General features: G+C 54.6%; 17 protein-coding genes, 1 pseudogene and 1 riboswitch. Of the genes and pseudogenes, 7 read left to right on the top strand and 11 right to left on the bottom strand.

Features of this window, described 5'->3' with window-relative positions:
• Positions 1 to 5 precede the first annotated feature (5 nt).
• The 7 genes and pseudogenes from A0V43_RS17715 (at position 6) to A0V43_RS17685 (ending at position 7,194) form a co-directional block, all read left to right on the top strand.
• Positions 6 to 1,031 carry an XdhC family protein gene (locus A0V43_RS17715; RefSeq protein ID WP_063193704.1) on the top strand — a complete coding sequence of 342 codons (1,026 nt, stop codon included), beginning with the start codon at positions 6 to 8 and terminating at the stop codon, positions 1,029 to 1,031.
• Positions 1,031 to 1,668: pseudogene (pucB, locus tag A0V43_RS17710) on the top strand (xanthine dehydrogenase accessory protein PucB). Before A0V43_RS17715 ends, pucB begins: the two are co-directional and overlap by 1 nt.
• Positions 1,655 to 3,982 (top strand): xanthine dehydrogenase family protein molybdopterin-binding subunit, encoded by a 2,328-nt coding sequence (locus tag A0V43_RS17705; RefSeq protein WP_063193703.1) that lies wholly within the window; start codon positions 1,655 to 1,657, stop codon positions 3,980 to 3,982. Before pucB ends, A0V43_RS17705 begins: the two are co-directional and overlap by 14 nt.
• Complete coding sequence (locus A0V43_RS17700; protein WP_063193702.1) at positions 3,969 to 4,811, top strand: FAD binding domain-containing protein; 843 nt, start codon at positions 3,969 to 3,971, stop codon at positions 4,809 to 4,811. The genes A0V43_RS17705 and A0V43_RS17700 overlap by 14 nt, the downstream gene beginning before the upstream one ends.
• Positions 4,812 to 4,832: 21 nt before the next feature.
• Positions 4,833 to 5,318 (top strand): (2Fe-2S)-binding protein, encoded by a 486-nt coding sequence (locus A0V43_RS17695; RefSeq protein WP_015373902.1) that lies wholly within the window; start codon positions 4,833 to 4,835, stop codon positions 5,316 to 5,318.
• 290 nt (positions 5,319 to 5,608) lie between these two features.
• Positions 5,609 to 6,037 carry a MerR family transcriptional regulator gene (locus tag A0V43_RS17690; RefSeq protein ID WP_063193701.1) on the top strand — a complete coding sequence of 143 codons (429 nt, stop codon included), beginning with the start codon at positions 5,609 to 5,611 and terminating at the stop codon, positions 6,035 to 6,037.
• A gap of 62 nt (positions 6,038 to 6,099) precedes the next feature.
• The gene (locus A0V43_RS17685) at positions 6,100 to 7,194 is read left to right on the top strand and encodes an MFS transporter (RefSeq protein ID WP_236931041.1); all 1,095 of its coding nucleotides are present in this window, start codon (positions 6,100 to 6,102) and stop codon (positions 7,192 to 7,194) included.
• Positions 7,195 to 7,381: 187 nt separating this feature from the next.
• Here the strand turns inward: A0V43_RS17685 and A0V43_RS17680 are convergent, their stop codons facing one another.
• From A0V43_RS17680 to A0V43_RS17630, 11 genes are all read right to left on the bottom strand, one after another.
• Complete coding sequence (locus A0V43_RS17680; RefSeq protein ID WP_063193699.1) at positions 7,382 to 8,539, bottom strand: saccharopine dehydrogenase family protein; 1,158 nt, start codon at positions 8,537 to 8,539, stop codon at positions 7,382 to 7,384.
• 157 nt (positions 8,540 to 8,696) lie between these two features.
• Complete coding sequence (locus A0V43_RS17675) at positions 8,697 to 10,178, bottom strand: aldehyde dehydrogenase family protein (RefSeq protein WP_063193698.1); 1,482 nt, start codon at positions 10,176 to 10,178, stop codon at positions 8,697 to 8,699.
• Between the two features lie 70 nt (positions 10,179 to 10,248).
• On the bottom strand, positions 10,249 to 11,904 hold the full coding sequence (locus tag A0V43_RS17670; protein WP_063193697.1) for a thiamine pyrophosphate-binding protein: 1,656 nt from the start codon (positions 11,902 to 11,904) through the stop codon (positions 10,249 to 10,251).
• Positions 11,901 to 13,079 (bottom strand): aminotransferase class I/II-fold pyridoxal phosphate-dependent enzyme, encoded by a 1,179-nt coding sequence (locus A0V43_RS17665; RefSeq protein ID WP_128578065.1) that lies wholly within the window; start codon positions 13,077 to 13,079, stop codon positions 11,901 to 11,903. The genes A0V43_RS17670 and A0V43_RS17665 overlap by 4 nt, the downstream gene beginning before the upstream one ends.
• 598 nt (positions 13,080 to 13,677) lie before the next feature.
• Positions 13,678 to 15,366 (bottom strand): phosphomethylpyrimidine synthase ThiC, encoded by a 1,689-nt coding sequence (gene thiC / locus A0V43_RS17660; RefSeq protein ID WP_063193695.1) that lies wholly within the window; start codon positions 15,364 to 15,366, stop codon positions 13,678 to 13,680.
• 171 nt (positions 15,367 to 15,537) lie between these two features.
• Positions 15,538 to 15,651, bottom strand: a riboswitch (TPP riboswitch).
• A gap of 135 nt (positions 15,652 to 15,786) precedes the next feature.
• A complete protein-coding gene (locus A0V43_RS17655) occupies positions 15,787 to 17,040 on the bottom strand; it encodes a methyl-accepting chemotaxis protein (protein ID WP_063193694.1) in 1,254 nt (417 codons plus the stop codon).
• A gap of 240 nt (positions 17,041 to 17,280) precedes the next feature.
• Complete coding sequence (locus tag A0V43_RS17650; protein ID WP_015373893.1) at positions 17,281 to 17,694, bottom strand: RDD family protein; 414 nt, start codon at positions 17,692 to 17,694, stop codon at positions 17,281 to 17,283.
• Between the two features lie 189 nt (positions 17,695 to 17,883).
• Positions 17,884 to 19,410 carry a PP2C family protein-serine/threonine phosphatase gene (locus A0V43_RS17645; RefSeq protein ID WP_063193693.1) on the bottom strand — a complete coding sequence of 509 codons (1,527 nt, stop codon included), beginning with the start codon at positions 19,408 to 19,410 and terminating at the stop codon, positions 17,884 to 17,886.
• A 6-nt stretch (positions 19,411 to 19,416) separates the two neighbouring features.
• Positions 19,417 to 19,749 carry an STAS domain-containing protein gene (locus A0V43_RS17640; protein ID WP_033005556.1) on the bottom strand — a complete coding sequence of 111 codons (333 nt, stop codon included), beginning with the start codon at positions 19,747 to 19,749 and terminating at the stop codon, positions 19,417 to 19,419.
• Positions 19,750 to 19,770: 21 nt separating this feature from the next.
• Positions 19,771 to 20,169 (bottom strand): ATP-binding protein, encoded by a 399-nt coding sequence (locus A0V43_RS17635; protein ID WP_063193692.1) that lies wholly within the window; start codon positions 20,167 to 20,169, stop codon positions 19,771 to 19,773.
• A gap of 246 nt (positions 20,170 to 20,415) precedes the next feature.
• Positions 20,416 to 22,068 carry a helix-turn-helix transcriptional regulator gene (locus A0V43_RS17630; RefSeq protein WP_063193691.1) on the bottom strand — a complete coding sequence of 551 codons (1,653 nt, stop codon included), beginning with the start codon at positions 22,066 to 22,068 and terminating at the stop codon, positions 20,416 to 20,418.
• Positions 22,069 to 22,151 lie beyond the last annotated feature (83 nt).

Raw genomic sequence — 22,151 nt, 5'->3', positions numbered from 1 at the left:
TGAGCATGGAAAGCTACTATGCTGTGCTCGAAGCGATCGCCGGCGCACCAGGCGACGGCGTGTTAGCCATCATCATCAGTGTGGAAGGCTCGGCTTATCAAAAAGAAGGAACATGCATGTGGATTGGCGCCAACGGAGAAACAGTCGGGCTGCTGAGCGGCGGATGCCTCGAAGAAGCGGTGGCGGCCTACGCGCGTGAGGTATTGGGGAACCGCCAGGCAACCGCTGTTTCGTTTGACTTGCGGACCGAGGACGATTGGTCGTGGGGGCAGGGCGCCGGCTGCAACGGCCTCATCCGTGTTTGGTTTGAGCCGGTGACGGATGGAACAAAACCGCTCTGGCTGGCGCTCAAACGCTGCCTTGAACACGGCGAGCATGTTCTCATGGCACGCAGCCTCTCAAACCGCAACGAACCGCCGTTTTTCCAAAGCGAAACAGGCGAACAATTCGGCGGTTGCCGTCGGACGCCGCATCGGGAATGGCGCGAATGGCTTCACAAAACGCCGTTTTATCAAGGGCGAAGCGGTTTGTACGAAGCGGACGGGGAAACGTTTTACGTCCAGCACTTTTGGCCAAAACCGCGCCTTGTCGTATTCGGAGCCGGATCAGACGCCCCGCCGCTCGTCTCAGCGGCCAAAGCCGCCGGGTTTTCCGTCACCGTAAGCGATTGGCGCCCAGCGTTTTGCCATCCATCCCACGTGCCGGACGCCGATGCCTTCGTCATGGGCTTTCCCCATGAAACCGTTCCGCGGCTTCGCCTAAACGAGCGCGACTTTGTTGTCATCATGACCCACCAGTTTGAACGCGACCGCGAACTCGTTTCCTTGTTAGCCGACATGCCACTCGCTTATCTCGGTGTGCTCGGTCCGCGGCGGCGCACGGACCGCCTCTTTCCTTCCGGCTCGACGCCTCCATTTGTCCGTTCGCCGGCAGGGCTTTCCATCGGCGCACGCGGTCCGTATGAGATCGCCGTCAGCATCACTGCCGAATTGATCAGCGTCCTTCGCAGGCGGTCAACGGAGAGAGTATGATGAGTCGCCCAACCATCGCTGGCATTTATTTGGCGGCTGGAGAAAGCCGGCGGATGGGAACGGATAAACGCGCTTTGCCCTGGGGGAAAGCACGCTGGGCGCTGCCGGCCTTCAGGCTGCACTTCATTCTTGCCTTGCGCCCGTCATCGTCGTCGTCCCTCCAGACGATGCGCTCGCGTGGCTTCCGGCTGAACTTCGGAATCATGAAAAGTGCCGCTTCGTCCGTTGCGCAGCCCATCATGGCGGTCAAGCGCATTCACTTGCCTGCGGCCTGCAAGAAGCAATCGCTAGCGGGGCCGACGCCGCCGCTGTGCTGCTCGCCGATCAGCCGTTTGTCACGTCTGAAACGATTGAGGTGCTGGCCGGCCTTTATCGCCGCCACCGTCCTGATTACGTCGCCTTCACCCGCTTCGGCACGCCGATGCCCCCAGTCATTTTTGGGAAACAAATGTTTCCTGCCTTGCTTTCTCTAAGGGGCGATGCGGGCGGGCGCACACTGTTTCACCATCCGCGTTGGGGCGGTCTCTTGTATGAAGGCGATGAAACGATCGGCGTCGACATTGACACGAAAGATGATTATAAGCGTGCCATCATGGATCGAGGAGAAAAGGAGGGACGCTACCGTGGCCGTCGGTAAAAGCATTATCCGCAAAGAAGCGTGGGATAAAGTGACCGGCCGGGCGAAATATACGAACGATTTCAAAGAACAGGGGATGCTTCATGCTGCTCTGGTGACAAGCCCATACGCCCATGCGCGCATCCTCTCGCTGGATGCACGCCGCGCGCTCGCCGCCCCCGGCGTCCATGCTGTTGTGACCGGTGAAGGGCTTCCGCTCACCGGTGAAGACATGCGCGATCGTCCGCCGATCGCCGTCGACAAAGTGCGCTACTATGGCGAAGTCGTCGCCGTCGTCGTCGCCGATACGCTCATGCAAGCCGAACAAGCGGCCCGCCTCGTCCGCGTCGTTTACGAACCTCTTCCAGCCGTCGGCTCGCCGCGCGAGGCGTTGAAAAAGGGCGCTCCATTATTGCATGAACACCTCGACCGTTATGAAAAAAACAGAACGACTCATCCTGAGCCGGGGACAAACGTCGCCCACCGGACGAAAATCCGAAAAGGCAACATTGAACAAGGGTTTGCGGAAAGCGACGTCATCGTCGAAACGAGCGTATCGTTCGCCCCTTCCGATCATATCGCGATGGAAACACGCTGCGCCACGGCAGAAATTTGGCCAGACGGCACGATCCGTATTTCCGCCTCCTCCCAGTCACCGTTTATGATCAAGAAGTTGCTTCATACGTATTTTGGCGAAGAAACCGGCAAAGTCATCGTTCATACGCCTCTTGTCGGCGGCGCCTACGGAGGAAAAGCGCCCGTTCAGCTTGAGCTGCTCGCCTACCTTGCCTCCAAAGCGGTCGGCGGCCGAAAAGTGAGCGTCTGGAACAGCCGTGAGCATGACATGGTCACTTCGCCCGTCCATATCGGTTTGGAGGCAACCGTCAAAATCGGCGCAACAAAAGATGGCTTGTTCAAGGCCATGGAAATCTTATTTCTATTTGACGGCGGGGCTTATTCCGACAAGGCGATCGATGTCAGCCGCGCCGCAGCCGTCGATTGCACCGGCCCGTATCATGTCGAAAACGTTTTTTGTGATTCATTGTGCGTCTATACGAATCGCCCGTACGCGACGCCGTTTCGCAGTTTTGGCCATTGTGAACAGGCCTTTGCCATCGAGCGGGCCATCGATGAGCTGGCGCAGGAACTGCAGCTTGACCCATGGGAAGTGCGGCGCAAAAACGCCATCCGCCCAGGCCACACGACGCCCACGCAAGTGCGGCTCACCAAAAGCAACGTCGGCAACATGCCAGCCTGCCTCGACCGATTGCGCGAGCTGATGCGCTGGGACGAATGGCAGCGCGTGGAATTGGACGCCTATACGGTAAGAGCAAAAGGAATCAGCGCCGGCTGGAAAACATCGACGATCGACACCGACGCGAGCTCGGGCGTCATCTTAACGTTCAACTCCGACGGCAGCGTCAACGTCATCTCCGGCGTCGTCGAAATCGGAACGGGCACGAAAACGGTGCTCGCGCAAATCGTCGCCGAACGGCTGAAGATGGATGTCGATCGTGTCCATGTCAAAATGGATATCGATACACAAACGACGCCCGAACATTGGAAAACGGTCGCCAGCCGCGGAACATTTATGGCCGGACGCGCGGCGCTTGCCGCTGCCGATGACGCCATCCGTCAGTTAAAAGACATCGCCGCCTGCGTCTTGCGGACCTCACCGGACGATTTGGAAGTCGGGTTCGGACGCGTCTTTTTGCGCGATGACCCGGCCATCTTTCTTCCGATCAAAGACATCGCCTATGGCTACAAGTTTCCGAACGGCAACGCCATCGGCGGGCAAGTGATCGGGCGCGGCCACTACATTTTGCGCCGCTTGACCCCGCTTGATCCGGAGACCGGCGCCGGCAAGCCGGGGCCGGAATGGGGCGTCTGCGCGGAAGGAGTCGAAGTGGAGTTCAACCGCCGCGACTACACGTATCGCATTGTCAAAGCGTATGCGGTCATTGATGCCGGCAAAGTGCTCAACCCAAAGGCAGCGCTCGGCCAGGCGATGGGGGCGATGAGCATGGGGATCAGCTTTGCGAGCCGCGAAGGGTTTCTCTTTGACCACGAACAGCGCGTATTAAACCCGCAGCTGCGCACATACCGGCCGATCCGCTTTGGCGAACATCCGGAATACATCGTTGAGTTTGTCGAAACGCCGCAAATCGATGCCCCATACGGCGCTCGCGGCATCGGCGAACATGGCCTGATCGCCATGCCCGCCGCCTTGGCAAACGCCTTGTCGCTCGCTGCCGGCGTGCCGCTTAACGAACTGCCGCTTGTGCCTGAACTCATTTGGCGGAAACAGAAAGGGGACTCCTATGGTTCCGTTTGACTTTGCCTACTACCGGCCGCAGTCGATCGCCGAAGCGACAGCGCTGTTTGCGGCGCTCGAGCGGGACGGAAAACGACCGCTCTACTACGGCGGCGGCACGGAGATCATCACGTTGTCTCGTTTGAACCTTGTCCGCACCGCGGCCGTCATTGACATAAAATCGATCCCTGAGTGCCGGGCGCTTGAGGCGAGCGCCGATCCTCTCGTGCTTGGAGCGGCGCTCTCCCTCGCCGAGCTCGAAGAAGCAAATCCGTTCCCGTTATTGACAAAAGCGGCGCGAGAAGTCGCCGACCGGACAGCGCGCAACCAAATTACGCTCGGCGGCAACATTTGCGGGCAAATTTTTTACCGTGAGACCGCACTGCCGCTATTCGTCGCCGAGGCGGATGTCATCATCGCCGGACCATACGGCATCAGGCAATGCCGCTTCCTTGACTTGTTTCATCAACAGTTGCAGCTTGGCCGCGGCGAATTTGTCGTCCAGCTCAAAGTCGACCGAACCGCCGCCGCCCTGCCCCATTTCCATCGCAAGCGCCGCAAGCAAGGGGAAGTCGGCTACCCGCTCGTCACGATCGCAGCGCTAAAAAACGGCGAAACCATTCGCGCCGCCTTCAGCGGCGTCTGCCCGTTTCCGTTTCGTTCTGCGGAAGTCGAGGCGCATCTTAACGACCGGAACCGCCCCGCAGCCGAACGGATTCAGGCAGCGATCAGCGCGTTTCCGCGCCCCATTTTGCATGATATTGAAGGCTCGGCAGACTACCGGCTGTTCGTGGCCGCCCAGCTGCTTGAAGATATGCTTCGTGAGCTCGGAGACGGAGAAACCGTCTAAACAGGAGGTGAGCATGCGGACATGGAGGAAACGACAAAGCGGGAGCTTGTGCTGCACGTTAATGGAGAACGAAGATCGATCGTCGCTCGCCAAGCCGAAACGCTGCTGTTTGTTTTGCGTGATGGGCTGGGGCTGACCGGGGCCAAGCCAGGCTGTTTGAACGGCGACTGCGGCGCCTGCACCGTCTTAGTCGACGGCACGCCGATCAAATCATGCATGATGCTGGCTATCGAAACGGTCGGCAAAGAGATCACCTCGATTGAAGGGCTTGATGATGCCCCCATTCAGCACGCCTTCGTCCGCCACTTCGCCTTTCAGTGCGGCTATTGCACTCCTGGGTTCATTATGAACGCCCACGCGCTCATCGAGCGGCATCCAAACGCCGATGAGGCGACGATTCAAGAATGGCTGGAGTCGAATATTTGCCGCTGCACAAGCTATCAAGAAATCGAAGCGGCGGTCAAAGAAGTGCTCGAAGCCAAAAAAGCAAAACCAACAGATCCTTGACGAGCAATGGATATCCCGCACCCAATCGGGATATTCTTTTTTGATGCGGTATACATCTCATCGAAAAGGCCGGTGATTTACTAGGGCAACAGCTTCCCGGAATCGCTTCTCAAGTAGAAAATCCTTGTAGCATCAGCCCCTATTTTCACACGTTCACCCATCGATCAAGGAAAACAGCGGTTTTTCACCGGCCTTCTAAATAGCTATTGACAAAAATATAACGTTAACGTTAATGTTATGTTTGTAAAACAGATCGTTCACTGTGATCACGGGAAAGCGAGGGGCCCCGAATGGAGCGATTCAAAATCGATGACGTCGCCAAAGCAACCGGCCTAACAAAACGGACGATTCGCTATTATGAGGAGATTGGCTTGATCAAGCCGCCGGCGCGCAGCGAAGGCGGCACACGCCTTTATACAGCTGAGGACATCGAACGGCTGAAAAACATCGTTGCCGCGCGCGAAGTGCTCGGCTTTTCGCTGCAGGAGCTGCAGCATTTTTTGGCGCTGAAAGAAACGACGGAGACGCATCGGGCGGAATATCGACATGCGGCCGCTGGGAGCGAAAAACGGCGTGAACTGGAACAAATCAGCGCTGGATTGCGTCGGCAAATCGCCATGCTGGAAGAGAAAATGAAGAAGATGGCCATGCTGAAGCAAGAGCTGGAACAAATGGCAGAGCGGGTAGACGCCCTCTTGCAAGAAAGGAGAGAAGAATAGTGGAGGAAGGGAGAAAAACAAGGGCGCGATGGATTACCGTCGCCGCCGCCTTTTTAGCGTTTATGGGCATCGGGATCGTCGACCCGATTTTGCCGGTCATCGCCGAAAGCATCGGCGCCACCCATTGGCAAGTGGAAATGTTGTTTACCGCCTACATTTTGACGATGGCGGTCATGATGATCCCGGTCGGTCTTGTTGTCAGCCGTGTCGGCGATAAACAAATGATGGTGGCAGGGCTTGGCCTCGTTACGATTTTTTCGTTGTTGTGCGGCTTTGCTTCTACTATCCCGCAGCTGTCGCTCTTTCGCGCCGGCTGGGGATTGGGCAATGCGACGTTTTTCGCCACAGCCATGACGTTGTTGATCGCGTTGACGCCGCAGGCAAGCACCGCGGTCGGCCTGTATGAAGCGGCGATCGGCCTCGGCATGGCCGGCGGTCCGCTCGTCGGCGGACTGCTCGGCCAACATTCATGGCGCTATCCGTTTATCGGCACGAGCGTCTTGATTTTCATTGCCTTTTTACTCGTCACCTTTTTCGTCTATGATCCGAACAAAGGAAAGCCGAAAAAAGCGGTCGGCCTGCAAGAAATGCGGCGGTTGCTTTCGTTCCCGCCATTTTTAAAAGGGGCGGTCGGCGGCATGCTTTACTATTACGGCTTTTTCGTCGTATTGGCGTATTCGCCTTTGATCATTGGACTGTCGGCCATCCAAATCGGCCTCGTTTTCTTCGGCTGGGGGCTCTGCCTTGCTTATGGCTCAGCGGTGCTCGCCCATCAGCTTGAGAAACAATATGAACCAAGGGAAATTTTGCCATACGGTTTGCTGATGTTCGCAGCCTTATTGCTGCTTCTTGTAGTCGCCAAGCCGACATGGCTTATGGTAACGCTCATCATTTTGTCTGGGCTCGTCTCCGGACTCAACAACGCTTTGTTTACAAGCTATGTGATGGAAACATCGCCATATGAGCGGGGAGTGACGTCCGGCACGTACAACTTCGTCCGCTGGCTCGGAGCGGCCATCGCTCCGGTGCTGTCCGGCATCATCGGCCACACCATTTCCTCAAAAGCACCGTTTATGGTCGCCATGGCGCTGGCGCTCATCGCCTTTCTGTTCCTTTCCTGGCGCAAGCGCAAGACTTCGGCACCCAAAACGGCATAGCCGTAAAAAAACAGGCGATCACAATCATTTCGCGTCTAAAATCAGAAAACGCCCGTTCCAAACGGGAACGGGCGTTGTTCACAATTCGCTTCCCGGCCGCAGCCATTTTGTCATCGTGTTCGCGGCGGCGAAGCATTGCCCTTTTTCACGAAACTGCTTCCATCCTCCTGCTTATAGCGCTCGCTGTTCAGCTATGAACCGTCCGCTTCTCGCTGATAAGAACGCCGCGTTTTTTCATCTCGTCCATATACACATCCCCCGGAACGATTTGCTCCGGCGGATAGACGCCGCGCTTTGTGATCACCCCGCGGCCGATGAGCTGAGCGACAGCAGAAATCGTGTAGGCCGTCGTGCGCGCCATCGCCGTTACCTTGTTTTCGCGGTCATTAAACGTGACGGTCTCGTATTCCAATACCGTTTCCTTCCCGCCTTTTCGGCCGCCGACGATGACCCGAAGCAACACCACATCATCTTTCCCTTTCAAATCAAGCAGCGGCTTCAGGACGGAAAGCAGCACATCGCGCGGTTTGACTTTGCATCCATCGATCTCCACTTCCACATCGTGGCGCGTCAAATTCAAATCGACAAGCAGCTTGCATTTTTCCGCATGGCCGCGGTAACGAATCGTTTTGTACTCGAGCCGCTTCAAGTTTGGAAACGAGCGCGAGAGCGTCGACGTCCCTCCTGAGGTGTGAAACGCTTCAAGCGGCCCGAACCGGTCGAAATAAATCGGCTCGACTTCCGAAAGGGACGGCACTTCCTGCTTTTGGCCGTTGCGGATGATCAAGGCCGGATCGGTGTAATGGTCAAGCAGCCCCTCGAGCGAAAACACATGGTTGTACTCGAGCGGCGGCTCGGGGCGGACAGGAATGCCGCCGACATACAGCAAGATGGATTCCACCTCATCGAGTTGACTCGCCCCATAACCGGATAAAATGTTGATCATTCCGGGTGCGACGCCAAGGTCGGGGATGATGGTCACCCCAGCGGCTTGGGCTTGTTCATGCAGCTCAAGCACCCGATCGGTAATATGGCCGATATGGCCGCCTAAATCGACAGAATGGACGCCAGCTGCAATAGCCGTTTTCGCCACCGTTTCGTTAAACTGGTAAAACAAGGCGTTGACAACCACATCGTGCCCTTTCATGAAAGCCGACAGCTGCCGCTTGTCGCTGGCATCCACCCGCACAGCGGCAAGCTTTTTGGAATGAAGCTGCTGCACCGTCTGCTCCGCCTTGGCCAAATCGACATCCGCCAACGTCACCGCCTCAACATCTTGGCTTTGCACTAAATCGCGCGCTGCTTCTTTGCCCATCAGCCCCGCTCCAAGCACGAGCACTTTCATCGTTCTTTCCCCCTCTGTCACCGATTCTTTGCCATACGCTTACATGACAGCCGCTTTTTTCACATCTTTGCCGCGGCCGCTGCTTCGATTCACGATATAGGTTCCACGTTGATCTTCACTTCTCTTTTGCCGGCGATGTTGCAAGCGACAGCCCGGTTCAATCATCGGTATCGATTTGCGCCCGTTGCAGCTTGCCGCTGAAATCGACATAAATGCTCCGCCATTCGGTGAATACGTCAAGCGCAGCGACGCCGGAGTCGCGGTGGCCGTTGCCCGTCCCTTTCGTGCCGCCAAACGGCAAATGAATTTCCGCTCCCGTTGTGCCGGCGTTGACATACACGATGCCGGTGTCCAAATCGCGCATCGCTCGGAATACATGGTTGACATCGCGTGTGAAAATGGCGCTTGACAGCCCATAATCGACGCTGTTGTTGACGGCGATCGCTTCTTCCAAACTGCGGACGGAAATGATCGACACGACCGGGCCGAAAATTTCTTCGCGGGCGATGCGCATATTCGGCGTGACATCGGTGAAAATCGTCGGCGCGTAATAAAAGCCGCGCGCATAGTCGCCCTCGCGCAGTCGATGACCGCCAATCAGCAATTTCGCCCCTTCTTCTACACCAATGCGCACGTAGCGGTCGATCTTTTGCAGCGCCTCTTCATGGATGACGGGTCCGACTTTGACCGTTTCATCCAACCCGTTGCCGATTTTCAATGTTTTCACAGCTTCCAGCAGACGCCGCTCAAGCTCCTGTTTCACCCGCTCATGGACGATGACCCGGCTGCACGCCGTGCACCGCTGGCCTGATGTACCGAACGCACTCCAGATGATGCCGTCAACCGCCAATGTCAAATCGGCATCATCCATGACGATCACCGCATTTTTCCCACCCATTTCGAGCGACACTTTTTTCAACAGCCGTCCGCATTTTTCCGCAATCATCCGCCCGACTTCATTCGATCCGGTAAATGAGATGACCTTGACATCCGGATGCTCGACGAGCGCATTGCCGACTGTCGGCCCGTCACCGTGGACCACATGAAACACTCCCGGCGGCAAGCCCGCTTCTTCAAAAATGCGAGCTAATTCCTGCGCCATGATCGGTGTCTCGGGCGCTGGCTTCCATACGACCGCATTGCCGGCAACAATGGCCGGAAACGACTTCCAAGTGGCGATGGCAATGGGAAAATTCCATGGCGTGATAATGCCGACCACTCCAACCGGCGTGCGGACGCTCATGGCAAATTTGTCTTTCAGTTCAGACGGCGTCGTATCGCCGAACAACCGCCGTCCTTCTCCCGCCATGTAAAACGCCATATCAATGCCTTCCTGCACTTCGCCGCGCGCTTCCTCAATCACTTTGCCCATTTCCATCGTCAACAGCCGGGCCAACTGTTCTTTCCGCTCCTTTAGCAGCATCCCAACTTTATACAAGATTTCCGCGCGTTTCGGAGCCGGCACGAGGGCCCACTGTCTTTGCGCTTCTTTGGCTGCTTGAACGGCCTCGTCAATATCGTTTGGCCCGGACATCGCCACCTCGGCAATCGTTTCCCCCGTCGCCGGATTGATCACCGGCGCAAATTGCCCGGTGCTTGGCTCCTTCCATTCTCCATTGATATAGTTTTGGATTTTCACTGTATACTCCCCCCATTTTTCTAGATGATTTATTGAGATAATTTATACATTGAACGCCGAGCGATGATCGTCAGGACTTCCTCTTGGCCCGCAAGTCCTGGATCGTAGCGGCCACCGAAATGTGGTCCGGATCGGTCAACACCTCAATCACCGTCGGCTTCTTGGCCTCAAGCGCCAACAGAAGCGCTTCCGTGAACTGTTGTTCCGTCTGTACTTGGAACCCGCGGCCGTTTAGGCATTCTGCCAAACGGGCAAACGACACGCGGCCTAAATCGGTGCCGATGACCCGCCCCGGAAACTGCAATTCTTGATGCATGCGGATGGTGCCGTACATATGATTGTTAAACACAATGCTGATGATCGGAATATCGTATCGAGCGGCCGTTTCCAACTCCTGCACCGTCATCATAAAGCCGCCATCCCCGGATAAAGAAACGACGGTCCGGTCGGGAAAGGCCAGTTTCGCGCCAATGGCGGCCGGCATGCCATATCCCATCGCTCCTGACGTCGGGCCGATGTACGTGTGCCCATCCCCAAACGGGAAAAAAGCATGGAGCCAACCGGCGAAATTCCCGGCATCGTTCGTAATGACCGCATTTTTTGACAAATGGCGCGCCAAGCTCGCCATCACAACTTCATAGAGATTGCGATGTTCCACCGGCAGCCTGGCCGTTTGTTCGTACCGTTTCCTCCGTTCAGCCGCCCATTCTTGCCAAGACGGCCGCACCGCGATATCGAGCAAACGGGACAGCACTTCCTGACAGTCAGCCCAAACCGCGAGATCCGGTGCATACACTTTTCCGAATCCATCGCTGTCAATATCGATGTGAATCAGCGTCTGATTGGGAGAGAGCAAACGGTAATCTTGTGTCGTTACTTCCGATAGCCGCGTTCCCAATGCCATCACCACATCCGCCTGCTCGGCCGTTTCGATGACCGCTTTGGGCGACCCTAGACCTAGGTGTCCGACATAGCATGGATGGTTGTGGGGAAACACGTCATGCCGCCGGAACGCCGCCATGACCGGAAGTGCATACTTTTCCGCCCATAAGCGCAGCAACTGCTCCGCTCCCGACCATTTGACGCCGCCGCCAGCAATCACGAGCGGCCGTTTGGCGCGCTTCAGAATCTCTTCAATGTGCTGTATATCTTCTTGCCTTGGTGCCGGCTTCGGCACATCGGTCTCGGCTATCACTGCTTCCGCTATCGTTTTGGAAAAGACATCTTCTGGCAGTGAAACGACGACGGGGCCGGGCCGCCCTGTTTTCGCGGTGCGAAACGCCCGTTGCACCAGCTCTGGCACCCGCTCGGCTTCGCGAATTTCGACCGCCCATTTGGCGATCGGACGAAAAAACGCTTCCATATCGACTTCCTGAAATCCTTCACGCCCTAGGAAGCGGCTGTTCACTTGCCCCAAAAACACGACCATCGGAGTGGAATCTTGCCTCGCGGTATGGACGCCAATCGCCAAATTCGCTCCGCCGACCGCCCTTGTAGCCAGCACGACGCCGCACTTTTGCGACGCTTTCGCATACCCTTCCGCCATAAAGGAAGCACCCCCTTCATGGCGGGCGGAGATGAACTCGATGGATGGCTCATCATAGATGGCATCAAGGAGGGGCAAATAACTTTCCCCCGGCACACCAAACACATAACGGATTTGTTCCTGTTTGAAACATTCGACGATGGCTTGAGCCACCGTGATGTGACGCATCGTTCGCTTCATGGCGCCGATTCCTCCCAATTCACTTGCTTCCATCGTTCAACGGCTTGCTCTAGACGCTCCATCGACGCTGACAGCGATACGCGGACATATCCTTCCCCTGCGGGTCCAAACGCTGTTCCCGGTGTGACGATGACTCCCGCTTCTTCGAGCAGTTTGGCGGCAAATCGTTCGGATGAGTATCCGTCATAGACCGGGATCCACAAGAAAAAGGTCGCTTTCGGCCGCTGCACGTCGATGCCCAGTTCTCGGAGTTTCTCGACCATCCTATTCATGCGTTGTTCATAAATGCGGCTATTTTCTCGAATAAACGTCTGTCCGTTCATCAAAGCGGCCACCGCCGCCTTCTGGATCGGAATAAACTGGCACGTATCCGTGTTGCTCTTGATCACCGAAAGCGCTCGAATCATGTCCCGGTTTCCGACCACGTATCCGATGCGGCAGCCGGCCATGTTATAGCTTTTGGACAACGATCCAAATTCCACCGCCACTTCCTTTGCCCCGTCCACCTGCAAAATGCTCGGCGCTTGAAAACCGGCAAACGTCACGAACGAGTAGGCCGCATCATGAGCAATGAACATCCGGTGGCAACGGGCAAGTGAAACGGCTTCGGCCAATACATCCAAATCGACAGCGGCGGCCGTCGGATTGCTCGGATAATTGAGAAACATGATTTTCGCTTGGTCATAAACGGACGAGGGAAGCGCATCAAACCGAGGAATATAACCATGTTGCGCATCGAGCGGCAGCGATCGGCTCTGGCCGCGGGCAAAATGGACGGCCGTCCGGTAGACAGGATAGCCTGGATCAGGCACTAAGGCGAGCTCGCCGGGATTGAGAACGGCTTGCAGCAAATGGACGATTCCTTCTTTCGAGCCGATTAACGCCAACACCTCGGTCTCCGGATCGAGCTTGACGCCATATTCCCGTTCATAAAAACGCGCGACCGCTTCCCGATACTCCCTGCAGCCGCCATACGGCGAATACGTATAGTGTTCTGGCGCATCGAGCGCTTCTTTCAACGCTTCGATGACAAAGGAAGGGGGCGGCAAATCGGGGGCGCCGATCCCTAAATCAATGACATCAACCCCGAGCTTTAGCAGTTCTTCTTTTTTCTTTTGAAATCGGGAGAACAAATATGGCGGCATCGTCTGCACAATATCGGAAAATGTGTTCAATCCCATCCCTCCTCATGGCCCTTCGTTTCAGTTTATGCGCACGCCCATCCCCCTCATGCCCGTCTCACGTTCAAGAAGCAGCCTATAATACCAATGGCTTTCTCACATCAAGACATCATCAAAATCTTTTTTCTCGAAAAGCGGTCGATGCAGGAGAAGTGGTTAATTTTTCACTAAGCTGCTAGAAAAACGCGATCAACCTTCTGAAACCCGGCCCTTTCGCCATAAAAAGAAGCGGCCGGCATCATCCACGGTTCGATGACGCAACTGGCCGCTGTCTATGGAAGCGAAGCGCCGGCGAAGGCGTCGCGATAGACTGCGCAGTTTTCCCCGCATGATCATTCTATGATTCAAAATTTGCACCTTATGCCATTATCATAATCCATCTGAAACGATTTGTAAATATATTTTTTGAAAATTATATATTTTAAAAATAATAAAGAACCACACCAATTTGCAGAACAAACAAGAGGGGCGATGAACGTTCGCCCCCCTCCGCTGCTTCGATCAGCACCGAGCGTTTTCCAGCTCATGCTTTTTCCGTTGATCGAACTTCCATATCCTCTCCACCATGCCGAGCATCGCAGCCCGCTTCTTGTCATTGATACAGCGATGACCCTTGCCGAATAAATTGTTGCGCTTTTTCTTTCATCCCCTCCTCTTTGATTTTCCGTTGCAGTTCATGTGAAATGTTCATGGAACAAAATTTCGGCCCGCACATCGAACAAAAATGAGCTGTTTTCGCCGCCTCAGCCGGCAATGTTTCATCATGGTATTCGCGGGCCCGTTCCGGATCGAGGGATAAATTGAACTGATCGTTCCAACGAAATTCAAAGCGCGCTTTCGAGAGCGCATCGTCACGCTGCTGAGCGGCTGGATGCCCTTTTGCCAGATCAGCCGCATGGGCGGCGATTTTATAGGCCACGACCCCGGCGCGTACGTCCTCTTTATTCGGCAACCCTAAATGCTCTTTCGGCGTTACGTAACAAAGCATCGCCGTTCCATAAGCGCCAATGATGGCGGCGCCAATCGCTGACGTAATATGGTCATACCCGGGCGCGATGTCGGTGACAAGCGGCCCTAACGTATAAAACGGCGCTCCATGGCAAATGTCCTGTTCCTGCTCGACATTTTCGCGAATTTTATGCATTGGAATATGTCCGGGCCCTTCGATCATCACCTGCACATCATGCTTCCAGGCGATTTTCGTCAGCTCGCCGAGCGTCTTGAGTTCCGCAAACTGCGCCTCATCGTTCGCATCGGCGATGGAGCCGGGACGCAAGCCGTCGCCAAGGGAGATCGCGACATCGTATTGTTTCAAAATCTCGCAGATTTCTTCAAAATGCGTATACAAAAAGTTTTCTTCATGATGGGCCAAACACCATTGGGCGATGATCGAGCCGCCGCGCGAGACAATTCCGGTCGTCCGGTTGGCGGTGAGCGGAATGTAATGAAGCCGCACACCGGCGTGGATCGTCATGTAGTCGACTCCTTGCTCCGCCTGCTCCATCAACGTCTCACGATACACGTCCCACGTTAACTTCTCCGGCACCCCTCCTACCTTTTCGAGCGCCTGATAAATCGGCACCGTTCCCACGGGGACCGGCGAATTGCGGATGATGTACTCGCGCGTCTCATGAATGTGCTTGCCGGTCGACAAATCCATGACCGTATCGGCGCCCCAACGCACCGCCCAAAGCAATTTTTCCACTTCGTCTTCAATCGATGAAGAAACAGCCGAGTTGCCGATATTGGCATTAATTTTCACATGGAAACGACGGCCGATGATCATCGGTTCGCTCTCTGGATGGTTAATATTAGCCGGAATAATGGCCCGACCAGCGGCGACTTCTTGGCGGACCATTTCTGGATCGATTTGTTCACGAATCGCGACAAACTCCATTTCTGGCGTAATAATCCCCCGTTTGGCGTAATGCATTTGTGTCACGGTTTTTCCGGGCTTTGCCCTCAATGGACGGCGCACAAACGGAAGCGAACGTTGGATCGCAACAGAAGACCGCTCCATTTCCTCCACATCGCCGCGCTCAACAATCCAGTTGCGGCGAAGAGGCGGCAATCCTTTTTCGACGTCCGGCTCAAAATGAGGATCGGTGTATGGACCGGTTGTGTCATAGACGCGCACCGGCTCGTTTTCCACCGTTCCTTGCGGCGTTTTCGTCGGCGACAACACGATCTCTCTCATCGGCACGCGCACATCCGGACGCGACCCTTCGATGTACACTTTGCGGCTTTCCGGAAACGACATAAACGAGCGAATGTTTTCCATGCGTGGCTTCCCCTTTCAACATAAAATTATGAAAGATCAGATCTGAAGCCACACCGTCTGAAGCGGGGCAAACACGAGAATAGGCGATGGCGGCCGATTCAAAATAAAAACAGGTTCCGACACCGGAACCTGATCGAAGGCAAAAGGCCAAATGAACAAGACACGTCCATCTGTTCCCGCTGCCTGCTTCCCTACGCTGGCATGACCCAGATCAGGTTCAAAGGGTCAAAGAACTTCATCGCGTTCTTTTCTCAGCCCGGCTCTCGGACTCCCCTAGCAGATAAGCGTATCACAATGATGACTGACTTTTTTCATTTTATCAGGCAATTGGCAAAGATGCAAACCATTTTATTCCAAACGTTGACTCCCACACGTCGTTTGAAAGCCCCTCTTTCTCGAAGAAAGCGTCCTTTTCCTCACTCACACAGAAAATTTCTTCAGCATGGCCCGCATCTCGTCCGCCATCTGACCGAGCGATGTCGACGAAGAGGCGATTTCCTCGACGGAAGCCATTTGTTCCTGCGTCGCTGCCGATACGTTGGCCGCACCGGACGCTGACTGTTCGACAATATTGGTCATCTGTTGGAGTGCGTCGTTCACTTGGCGGGCATGCTCCGTCATTTGCTCGATGGCGGACGATACTTGTCCAATTTGTTTGCTCACTTGGCCGACCTCCTCCCGAATATGGGCAAATGATTGGCCGCATGCCTCCGCCACGTTCAATCCTTTCGCCACTTCGGAGATCACCTGTTCGGCAGACGCAACCGCCCGCTTCGTTTCTTCTTGAATGTAACCGATCAGCTCAGAAATTTGATGCGCTGAGCGCGCGGATTGTTCTGCGAGCTTCCGCACTTCATCCGCGACAACCGCAAACCCTTTCCCTTGCTCGCCGGCGCGCGCCGCTTCGATCGCCGCATTGAGCGCCAACAAATTCGTCTGCGACGCAATGCCAGTGATCGCTTCCGTAATCTGTCCAATCTCGTTGGAACGCTCCCCAAGCCCTTTCACCACCTGGCCGAGCGTTTGCACATGATCGTAAATGAACTGCATTTGCTCGGACATTTGTCCGATGGACTGCTTGCCGTCCTCTGCTTTCGCCGATGTTTTCTCAGCCCGGTGCGCCACTTCTTTCGTATGGAAAGCGACGTCGCTCAATGTTTGGGAAATATCATGCACGGACGCGGCGGTGGTGCGGACAGCATCGGCCTGCTCCTCCGCACTTGCCGCAAGCGTTTCCATCGTTGTCGCAATTTGCTCTGTCGCTTTCGTCGTCTGTTCGGCGACGGCGGCAAGCTGCTGAGAATATTGCGCTACTTCTTCGGCATGATGTTGGATTTGCCCCATCACACTTTGCCAAGCGTTTGCCATATCGTTTAACGACGCCGCAATCGGCCGCAGCTGCTGCACGCGATCAAGCGGTATGCGCGCCGTCAAATCTCCGCCTGTCATCTTGCCTAAATGTTCGTTAATAACGGCAATCGGGGCAACAAACCGTCGATAGTTGAGCGTTGCCGAAACGAAACCGAGCATCGCGCCAAACAGCACCGTAGCAACAAGCGTCCACCAAAATGCCGCCCCGCGAATGCCGTTGACCAGGCATGTGGCCATGCCGATCGCCGCTGTGCCAGGGATGACGATGAACATGGTGCGGATGATATAACTTGCTAATGACAAAACGCTCTCCTCCTTTTGCCATGATGCAAACACCTTTCTTATTTCTTTACCACATAAATAGATTCGTGAATGAACGTTCATTTTCCTTCCTAGCCCTAATCATGAATAGGGGTGGTTGCAAAGTTTTCTGATCTAACAAGGACCCGCTCAAAAACATCATGCTTTTGCTCGCTTCTAATCGGTGAAGAAAATAAAAAAAGGCGCCCCGTTCGATTGGGGCACCACCTGTTGTTTTCCGCTTTACACCGCCGGTTTTTCCGTTGTCACATACGTTCCAGCGATAAAATCGTGAATGGAGCGTTTGTCTTCTCTTGCAGCGACCATAATCGCACTAATGATGAGACCAATGCCGAACGTGATAAAGTATACGAGTCCGCCAACGAACGAGCGCAAAAACATCGTGCCGATGCCGACTTTTCCGCCGTTGACTTTCGCAATCCGGATGCCAAGCATCCGCTTGCCGACCGTATATCCGTACCAAACAGCCGGAACGATTAACGCGTAAAGGATGTTCGCTAATGACGTAAACCAGTTCGTTTCCCAACTGCCAGTGATGAAATAGCCGATGATCGAAATCGGAATACCGACGACAATCGCATCCAACAAGTTAGCCAACAGCCGCTTCCAAAATCCAGCCGGATTTGTCACCGCCATATGCCTTCCCTCCTGTTGCCTTTTCTATATTGTATTCTCCATTAACAGTATAATTGTCTTCATTTTACCGTAAATGGCGTATAAAAGAAAATCGGTTTTTTCGACATCACATCGATTTTTTGCTTCGATGCGGTGGTCCCTGCTACACACGCTCAAGATGATGGAATCGATCTTCTTGCAGCAATTTCTTTAGCCCAGCTTCGCCACCACAGCCGAAAAATCGTCTGGAAGCGGCCCTTTTTGCGCAAAATGGCGGCGCAGATGGTCCAAAAGCACTTGCTCGTCCAATAAAATATGCGGCGCCAGCGCATCGCGGAACGCTTCAATCTTTTGCCGGACGGAACCCGTTTCCCCTTCGATCGCCCCGTCGGAATACAACACAAGCGTCGCCCCCGGCTCGTAGCGCAACCGGCCGCTGTCGACAAAAAGGCGCGGAAGCAGCCCGATCGGCGCGCAGCCGCGGTCCAACTCCGCCACCGTTCCATCCGGTTGGAACAAAAACCCCGGCGGATGGCCGGCTGATGCATATTCAATCATCCGTTCCTTGACATCCACCAGAACATATACGGCGGTGAAATAATACGTCATCCGCCCGTTTTCATGGTACAACTGGCGCATATGGCGGTTCAACTCGCGAAACACTTCCGTCGGAACGATCCCTTTGCGGATGACGCCGTTTAAGAGCGAGCGGACCGACATGCAAATGAGCGAAGCCGCTGCCCCATGACCCATCACATCCATTAAAAAAATGCCGTACCGCTGTTTGTCGATCGGATACCAGGCGTACATATCGCCACCCAGCTCCCGCGATGGGATGTACGTTCCGGCAATCTGGATTCCTTTGGCCGACAACGGCTTGCTCAACACGCGCTTTTGCACCTCGCGGGCCAGCCGCAAGTCATCTTTCATCGCTGCGATGTATAGGTTCTCGTAAGTTGGACCGGCAAATAAAAACAAGTAAAACGCGATTTCTCCATCATGGCCGGGCACAGCCCGCACCGTCGTCTGCCTGACATAGACCGAACCGTTTTTCCGCCGCCAGCGCACCCACCCCCTCCATTCTCCACTTTCCCCAGTGCTCGCTTGAATCACCTCATAAAGCCAGGCCTCGTAATAACCCGCGTAAAGCGTATGCAACGGCTGACCGACAATCTCTACATCATGACCAGTGATTTTTGTGAACGCCGGATTGACAAACTGAACGACAAACTGGCCATCGGTGACGAGCATCGCCTGTTCCATCGCTTTGTACACTTGTTCAGCGAGCTGTCGTTCATTCTCGTTTCGCTTTGCTTCTGTCAGATCAGCGACAATCCCGCTGACAAGCCTCACTTCCCCGAATTGGCCAAGCACAGGAAACGTCTGTTCAAGCACCCAACGGACGGAGCCATCCCGCTGATTGATAATGCGATACGTCTGGGCGCCCGCATCCGCTTCCGAAAGGAGCGACCATTTTCTTTCCGCCTTGGCGCGGTCATCTGGGTAGGACACTTTTGCCCATATGTCTTGATCGCGGTAAAAGTCGTCCGGAGGCAGGCCGTACAGCTGCTCGCATGATGACGAAATGAACAAGAGCCGCCTTTGTTCCGGCGCTGCGAGCCAATACACATAATCGCCCGGCCCAACGAATACATTCATTTTTTCCAAGCCGAGAAGCAGCTCCCGCCACGCGAGGTGGTCATAACGTTGAACATGTTCCCAAAACCCATCCACCATAGAACGTCATTCTCCACTGAAATAATCCATGGCTTCCTTCTCTGTGGCAAATAGTTTGATAAACGAAGAAAATTTGACAATATGGAAAATTTCTGCAAGCGACCCTTCCACTCCGGCAATGACCAACTCTTTTTGTCGGGCTCTCGCCTCCATGACGCTGTCAGCGATGACACCGAGTCCGGCGCTGTTTATGTAGTTGACCCCCTCCATGTTGACGATCAATTGATCCGCCTGTTTGTCCAGCAGCCTTTCCAGCGCTTGACGGAACGATTCGACGTTGTTTAAGGTAATATCTTCTGCCCATGTCAGCGCGCAAATTGCCCCTTGTCTCATCCTCATCTTGCTTCCTCCAATGGTCACTCATTTTTTGCATTTGCACATGCAAAACAAGACGTTGTTTCCCGCTCGCTTCACGTATACATCGTCGACAATATGGGTGATCAGCTGCAGCCCTCTGCCGCGCGGCCCTGTGTTGACGACATCGGTTTGGGCTACGGAGAAGCATCCTCCTCGCTGTTTGACAATGATCATAAACTGTCTCGCTTCCATTTTCCAAAATATCCTAAATGGCAGTTTTCTCGTTTTTTGACAATATTCATACGCATTCGTGCACGCTTCCTCGGTCGCGAGCCGAAGAAAAAGGCAATCACGCGGCAAAAACCCCATTCTCTTCGCCAGTTCCTCGGTAATGTCCATCGCTTTTAAAATGTCCGCCGTTTTCATGATTGCCATCGTTCGGATCATGGCCCTGGGCTTCATCGGCATTTCCCCTATCTTTGTTATGCTTATGCGCCGGCCAAAGCAACATGGCAGCTTTTCCACTATCGCACGTTCCAGCGCTGGGGAAAACGGATTCGAATGCTATTTTTCTCCTTTATTGTTCCATCTATCGAAAAATAGTTCTTATTTACTACAATTCATTATAATACAAAATGGGGCTCATTCCAATTTCCTACATCCAAAAAAAAAAGACATCATGGCACCCATCGTCCAATGATGTCCCCCTTAACGGCGCTGCCGGCGGTGGTTTAGTTGATACACAAGGGCGATCAACTGTGACCGATCGTTGACGCCAATTTTTTGAAAAATGTTTGTAATATGATTTTTCACGGTATGGACGCTAATGAACAGCCGTTCCGAAATTTCCCGGTTACTGCAGCCTTGAATGAGCAGCTCCAATACATCCATCTCCCGGGCCGTCAACTGCTTGGACAACATGTCGATATTGACCGTCCCATCATTCCCACCGTGAGCCTTGCCGCTGATCATCATCGCACCAATCGCGGCCAACGCCGTCATATACACTTCCGCCTCTTTCGCTTCCCTTTCTTTCTTTATATGAACGGCGAGAACGCCATAGCGGCCATCGCCGACGAAAAACGGCACTTCCATCACCGATTTGCCTTCAACATCAAGCAGCGCCGGCACCTCGCCTTTCGCCTTTTCGCCGTGGCAGCCATAGCGGCGGCAGACATCATCCCGATAACGAACGGCCATTTCTACGTCCATCGCTCCTTCGTGGACAACGGCTGTTTGGCCATCGCTAGACCATACCACGCAGACGAAATCGCCGTAAGCGAGCTCCGCGGCGAATTCGGCCATGATCCGGATGATTTCTTCCTCGTTCTGCACCACACGCATGGCCCGTCCAATTTCCATCAACATCGACAGGCGCATCAAGTGGCGGTCCATTTTCATATCAACCTCTGTACATTTAGCCAGGAGCAGCCAATGTTGAACGAGGGCGGAACCGACCGAACGAAGCGCCGCCGGCAGTGAAGAGGACGCCTCGCTGCCGATCATGATCCATCCTTCCACTGCTTTCCCGTACGTCGCCGGATACGCAATCATCGCTTTCGGACGGATGCCATGGCGAACAAAAAAGGAAAAGCGTGGATCCAAAGCGGCATCTTGAACGTAAACCGAACGAAGCGGCGGCTCCGAAGACGAAAGCGGCGGAAACAACGCATCGATCATCTTGCCGCGCAGCTTTCCGGCCTTTTCCCCGCTTGCCGCCGCCACCATCCATCCTTGCGGACATTTGGCGATATACAACGCCATATCGACGCGTTCATCGAACGCCCGCAACTCAAAAAGCAGCTTGTCCACGTCCGCTAGGGCGGAGCTGTCCGCAACCACTGCTTCGAGCCGTTTTCCGTATTCACAGCATTGTTGCTTGCGGCGCTCGCCGCTGATTAATTCCCCGCATATGACCGCCATCTTTTCTATATCTTTTAACTTCGCTTCGACCGCCCGCGCCGGCAACGCCGCCACCTGTTCGATCGCTGGCATCCATTCTCCAGTGTCCATCAGCGGTTGTTCGCAAATGAGCCATTTCGTTTCTTCCTCAATAAACACGCCCGCCCAAATCCAATATTCCGCCTTCTCATCGACAAACACGGGAGCGACGATGCTCTTCATGCCAAAACGCCCGACCGGCACGACCGATGGACGCTGCCATCCGTCCATGACAAGTTCCTGCGGGCAGAAAAACGATGGCGCTTCCCTTTTAGCGGCAAACAAAACGAACTCCGCCAGCTCGGTCATATTCGATACTTTCGTCACGGGAGCGCCGTGATCATCGACGATCAGCATGCTCAACTCCGTCAATGCCGCGTATGCATCTTGAATATATTGCAACGATTCACGGATCACCACGCCTTCAACTCTCCTACAATACATTTTTATCCTTATCTATTATGGACAAACCATTTGCAAGAAATCAAGCATGAGCCCCCTCA

The sequence above is a fragment of the Geobacillus sp. JS12 genome (genome assembly GCF_001592395.1).
GTDB lineage: Bacteria > Bacillota > Bacilli > Bacillales > Anoxybacillaceae > Geobacillus > Geobacillus zalihae.
The sequence above is the reverse complement of the archived record's forward strand: the minus strand, read 5'-3'. Positions and strand labels throughout refer to the sequence as shown.

Excerpts from the sequence above, each read along its gene's own strand:
- A0V43_RS17715 (WP_063193704.1), top strand. The coding sequence starts at position 6 with ATGGAAAGCTACTATGCTGTGCTCGAAGCGATCGCCGGCGCACCAGGC.
- A0V43_RS17700 (WP_063193702.1), top strand. The coding sequence starts at position 3,969 with ATGGTTCCGTTTGACTTTGCCTACTACCGGCCGCAGTCGATCGCCGAA.
- A0V43_RS17695 (WP_015373902.1), top strand. The coding sequence starts at position 4,833 with ATGGAGGAAACGACAAAGCGGGAGCTTGTGCTGCACGTTAATGGAGAA.
- A0V43_RS17690 (WP_063193701.1), top strand. The coding sequence starts at position 5,609 with ATGGAGCGATTCAAAATCGATGACGTCGCCAAAGCAACCGGCCTAACA.
- A0V43_RS17685 (WP_236931041.1), top strand. The coding sequence starts at position 6,100 with ATGGGCATCGGGATCGTCGACCCGATTTTGCCGGTCATCGCCGAAAGC.
- A0V43_RS17680 (WP_063193699.1), bottom strand. The coding sequence starts at position 8,539 with ATGAAAGTGCTCGTGCTTGGAGCGGGGCTGATGGGCAAAGAAGCAGCG.
- A0V43_RS17670 (WP_063193697.1), bottom strand. The coding sequence starts at position 11,904 with ATGAAGCGAACGATGCGTCACATCACGGTGGCTCAAGCCATCGTCGAA.
- thiC (WP_063193695.1), bottom strand. The coding sequence starts at position 15,366 with ATGGAAAACATTCGCTCGTTTATGTCGTTTCCGGAAAGCCGCAAAGTG.
- A0V43_RS17650 (WP_015373893.1), bottom strand. The coding sequence starts at position 17,694 with ATGGCGGTGACAAATCCGGCTGGATTTTGGAAGCGGCTGTTGGCTAAC.
- A0V43_RS17645 (WP_063193693.1), bottom strand. The coding sequence starts at position 19,410 with ATGGTGGATGGGTTTTGGGAACATGTTCAACGTTATGACCACCTCGCG.
- A0V43_RS17640 (WP_033005556.1), bottom strand. The coding sequence starts at position 19,749 with ATGAGGATGAGACAAGGGGCAATTTGCGCGCTGACATGGGCAGAAGAT.
- A0V43_RS17635 (WP_063193692.1), bottom strand. The coding sequence starts at position 20,169 with ATGAAGCCCAGGGCCATGATCCGAACGATGGCAATCATGAAAACGGCG.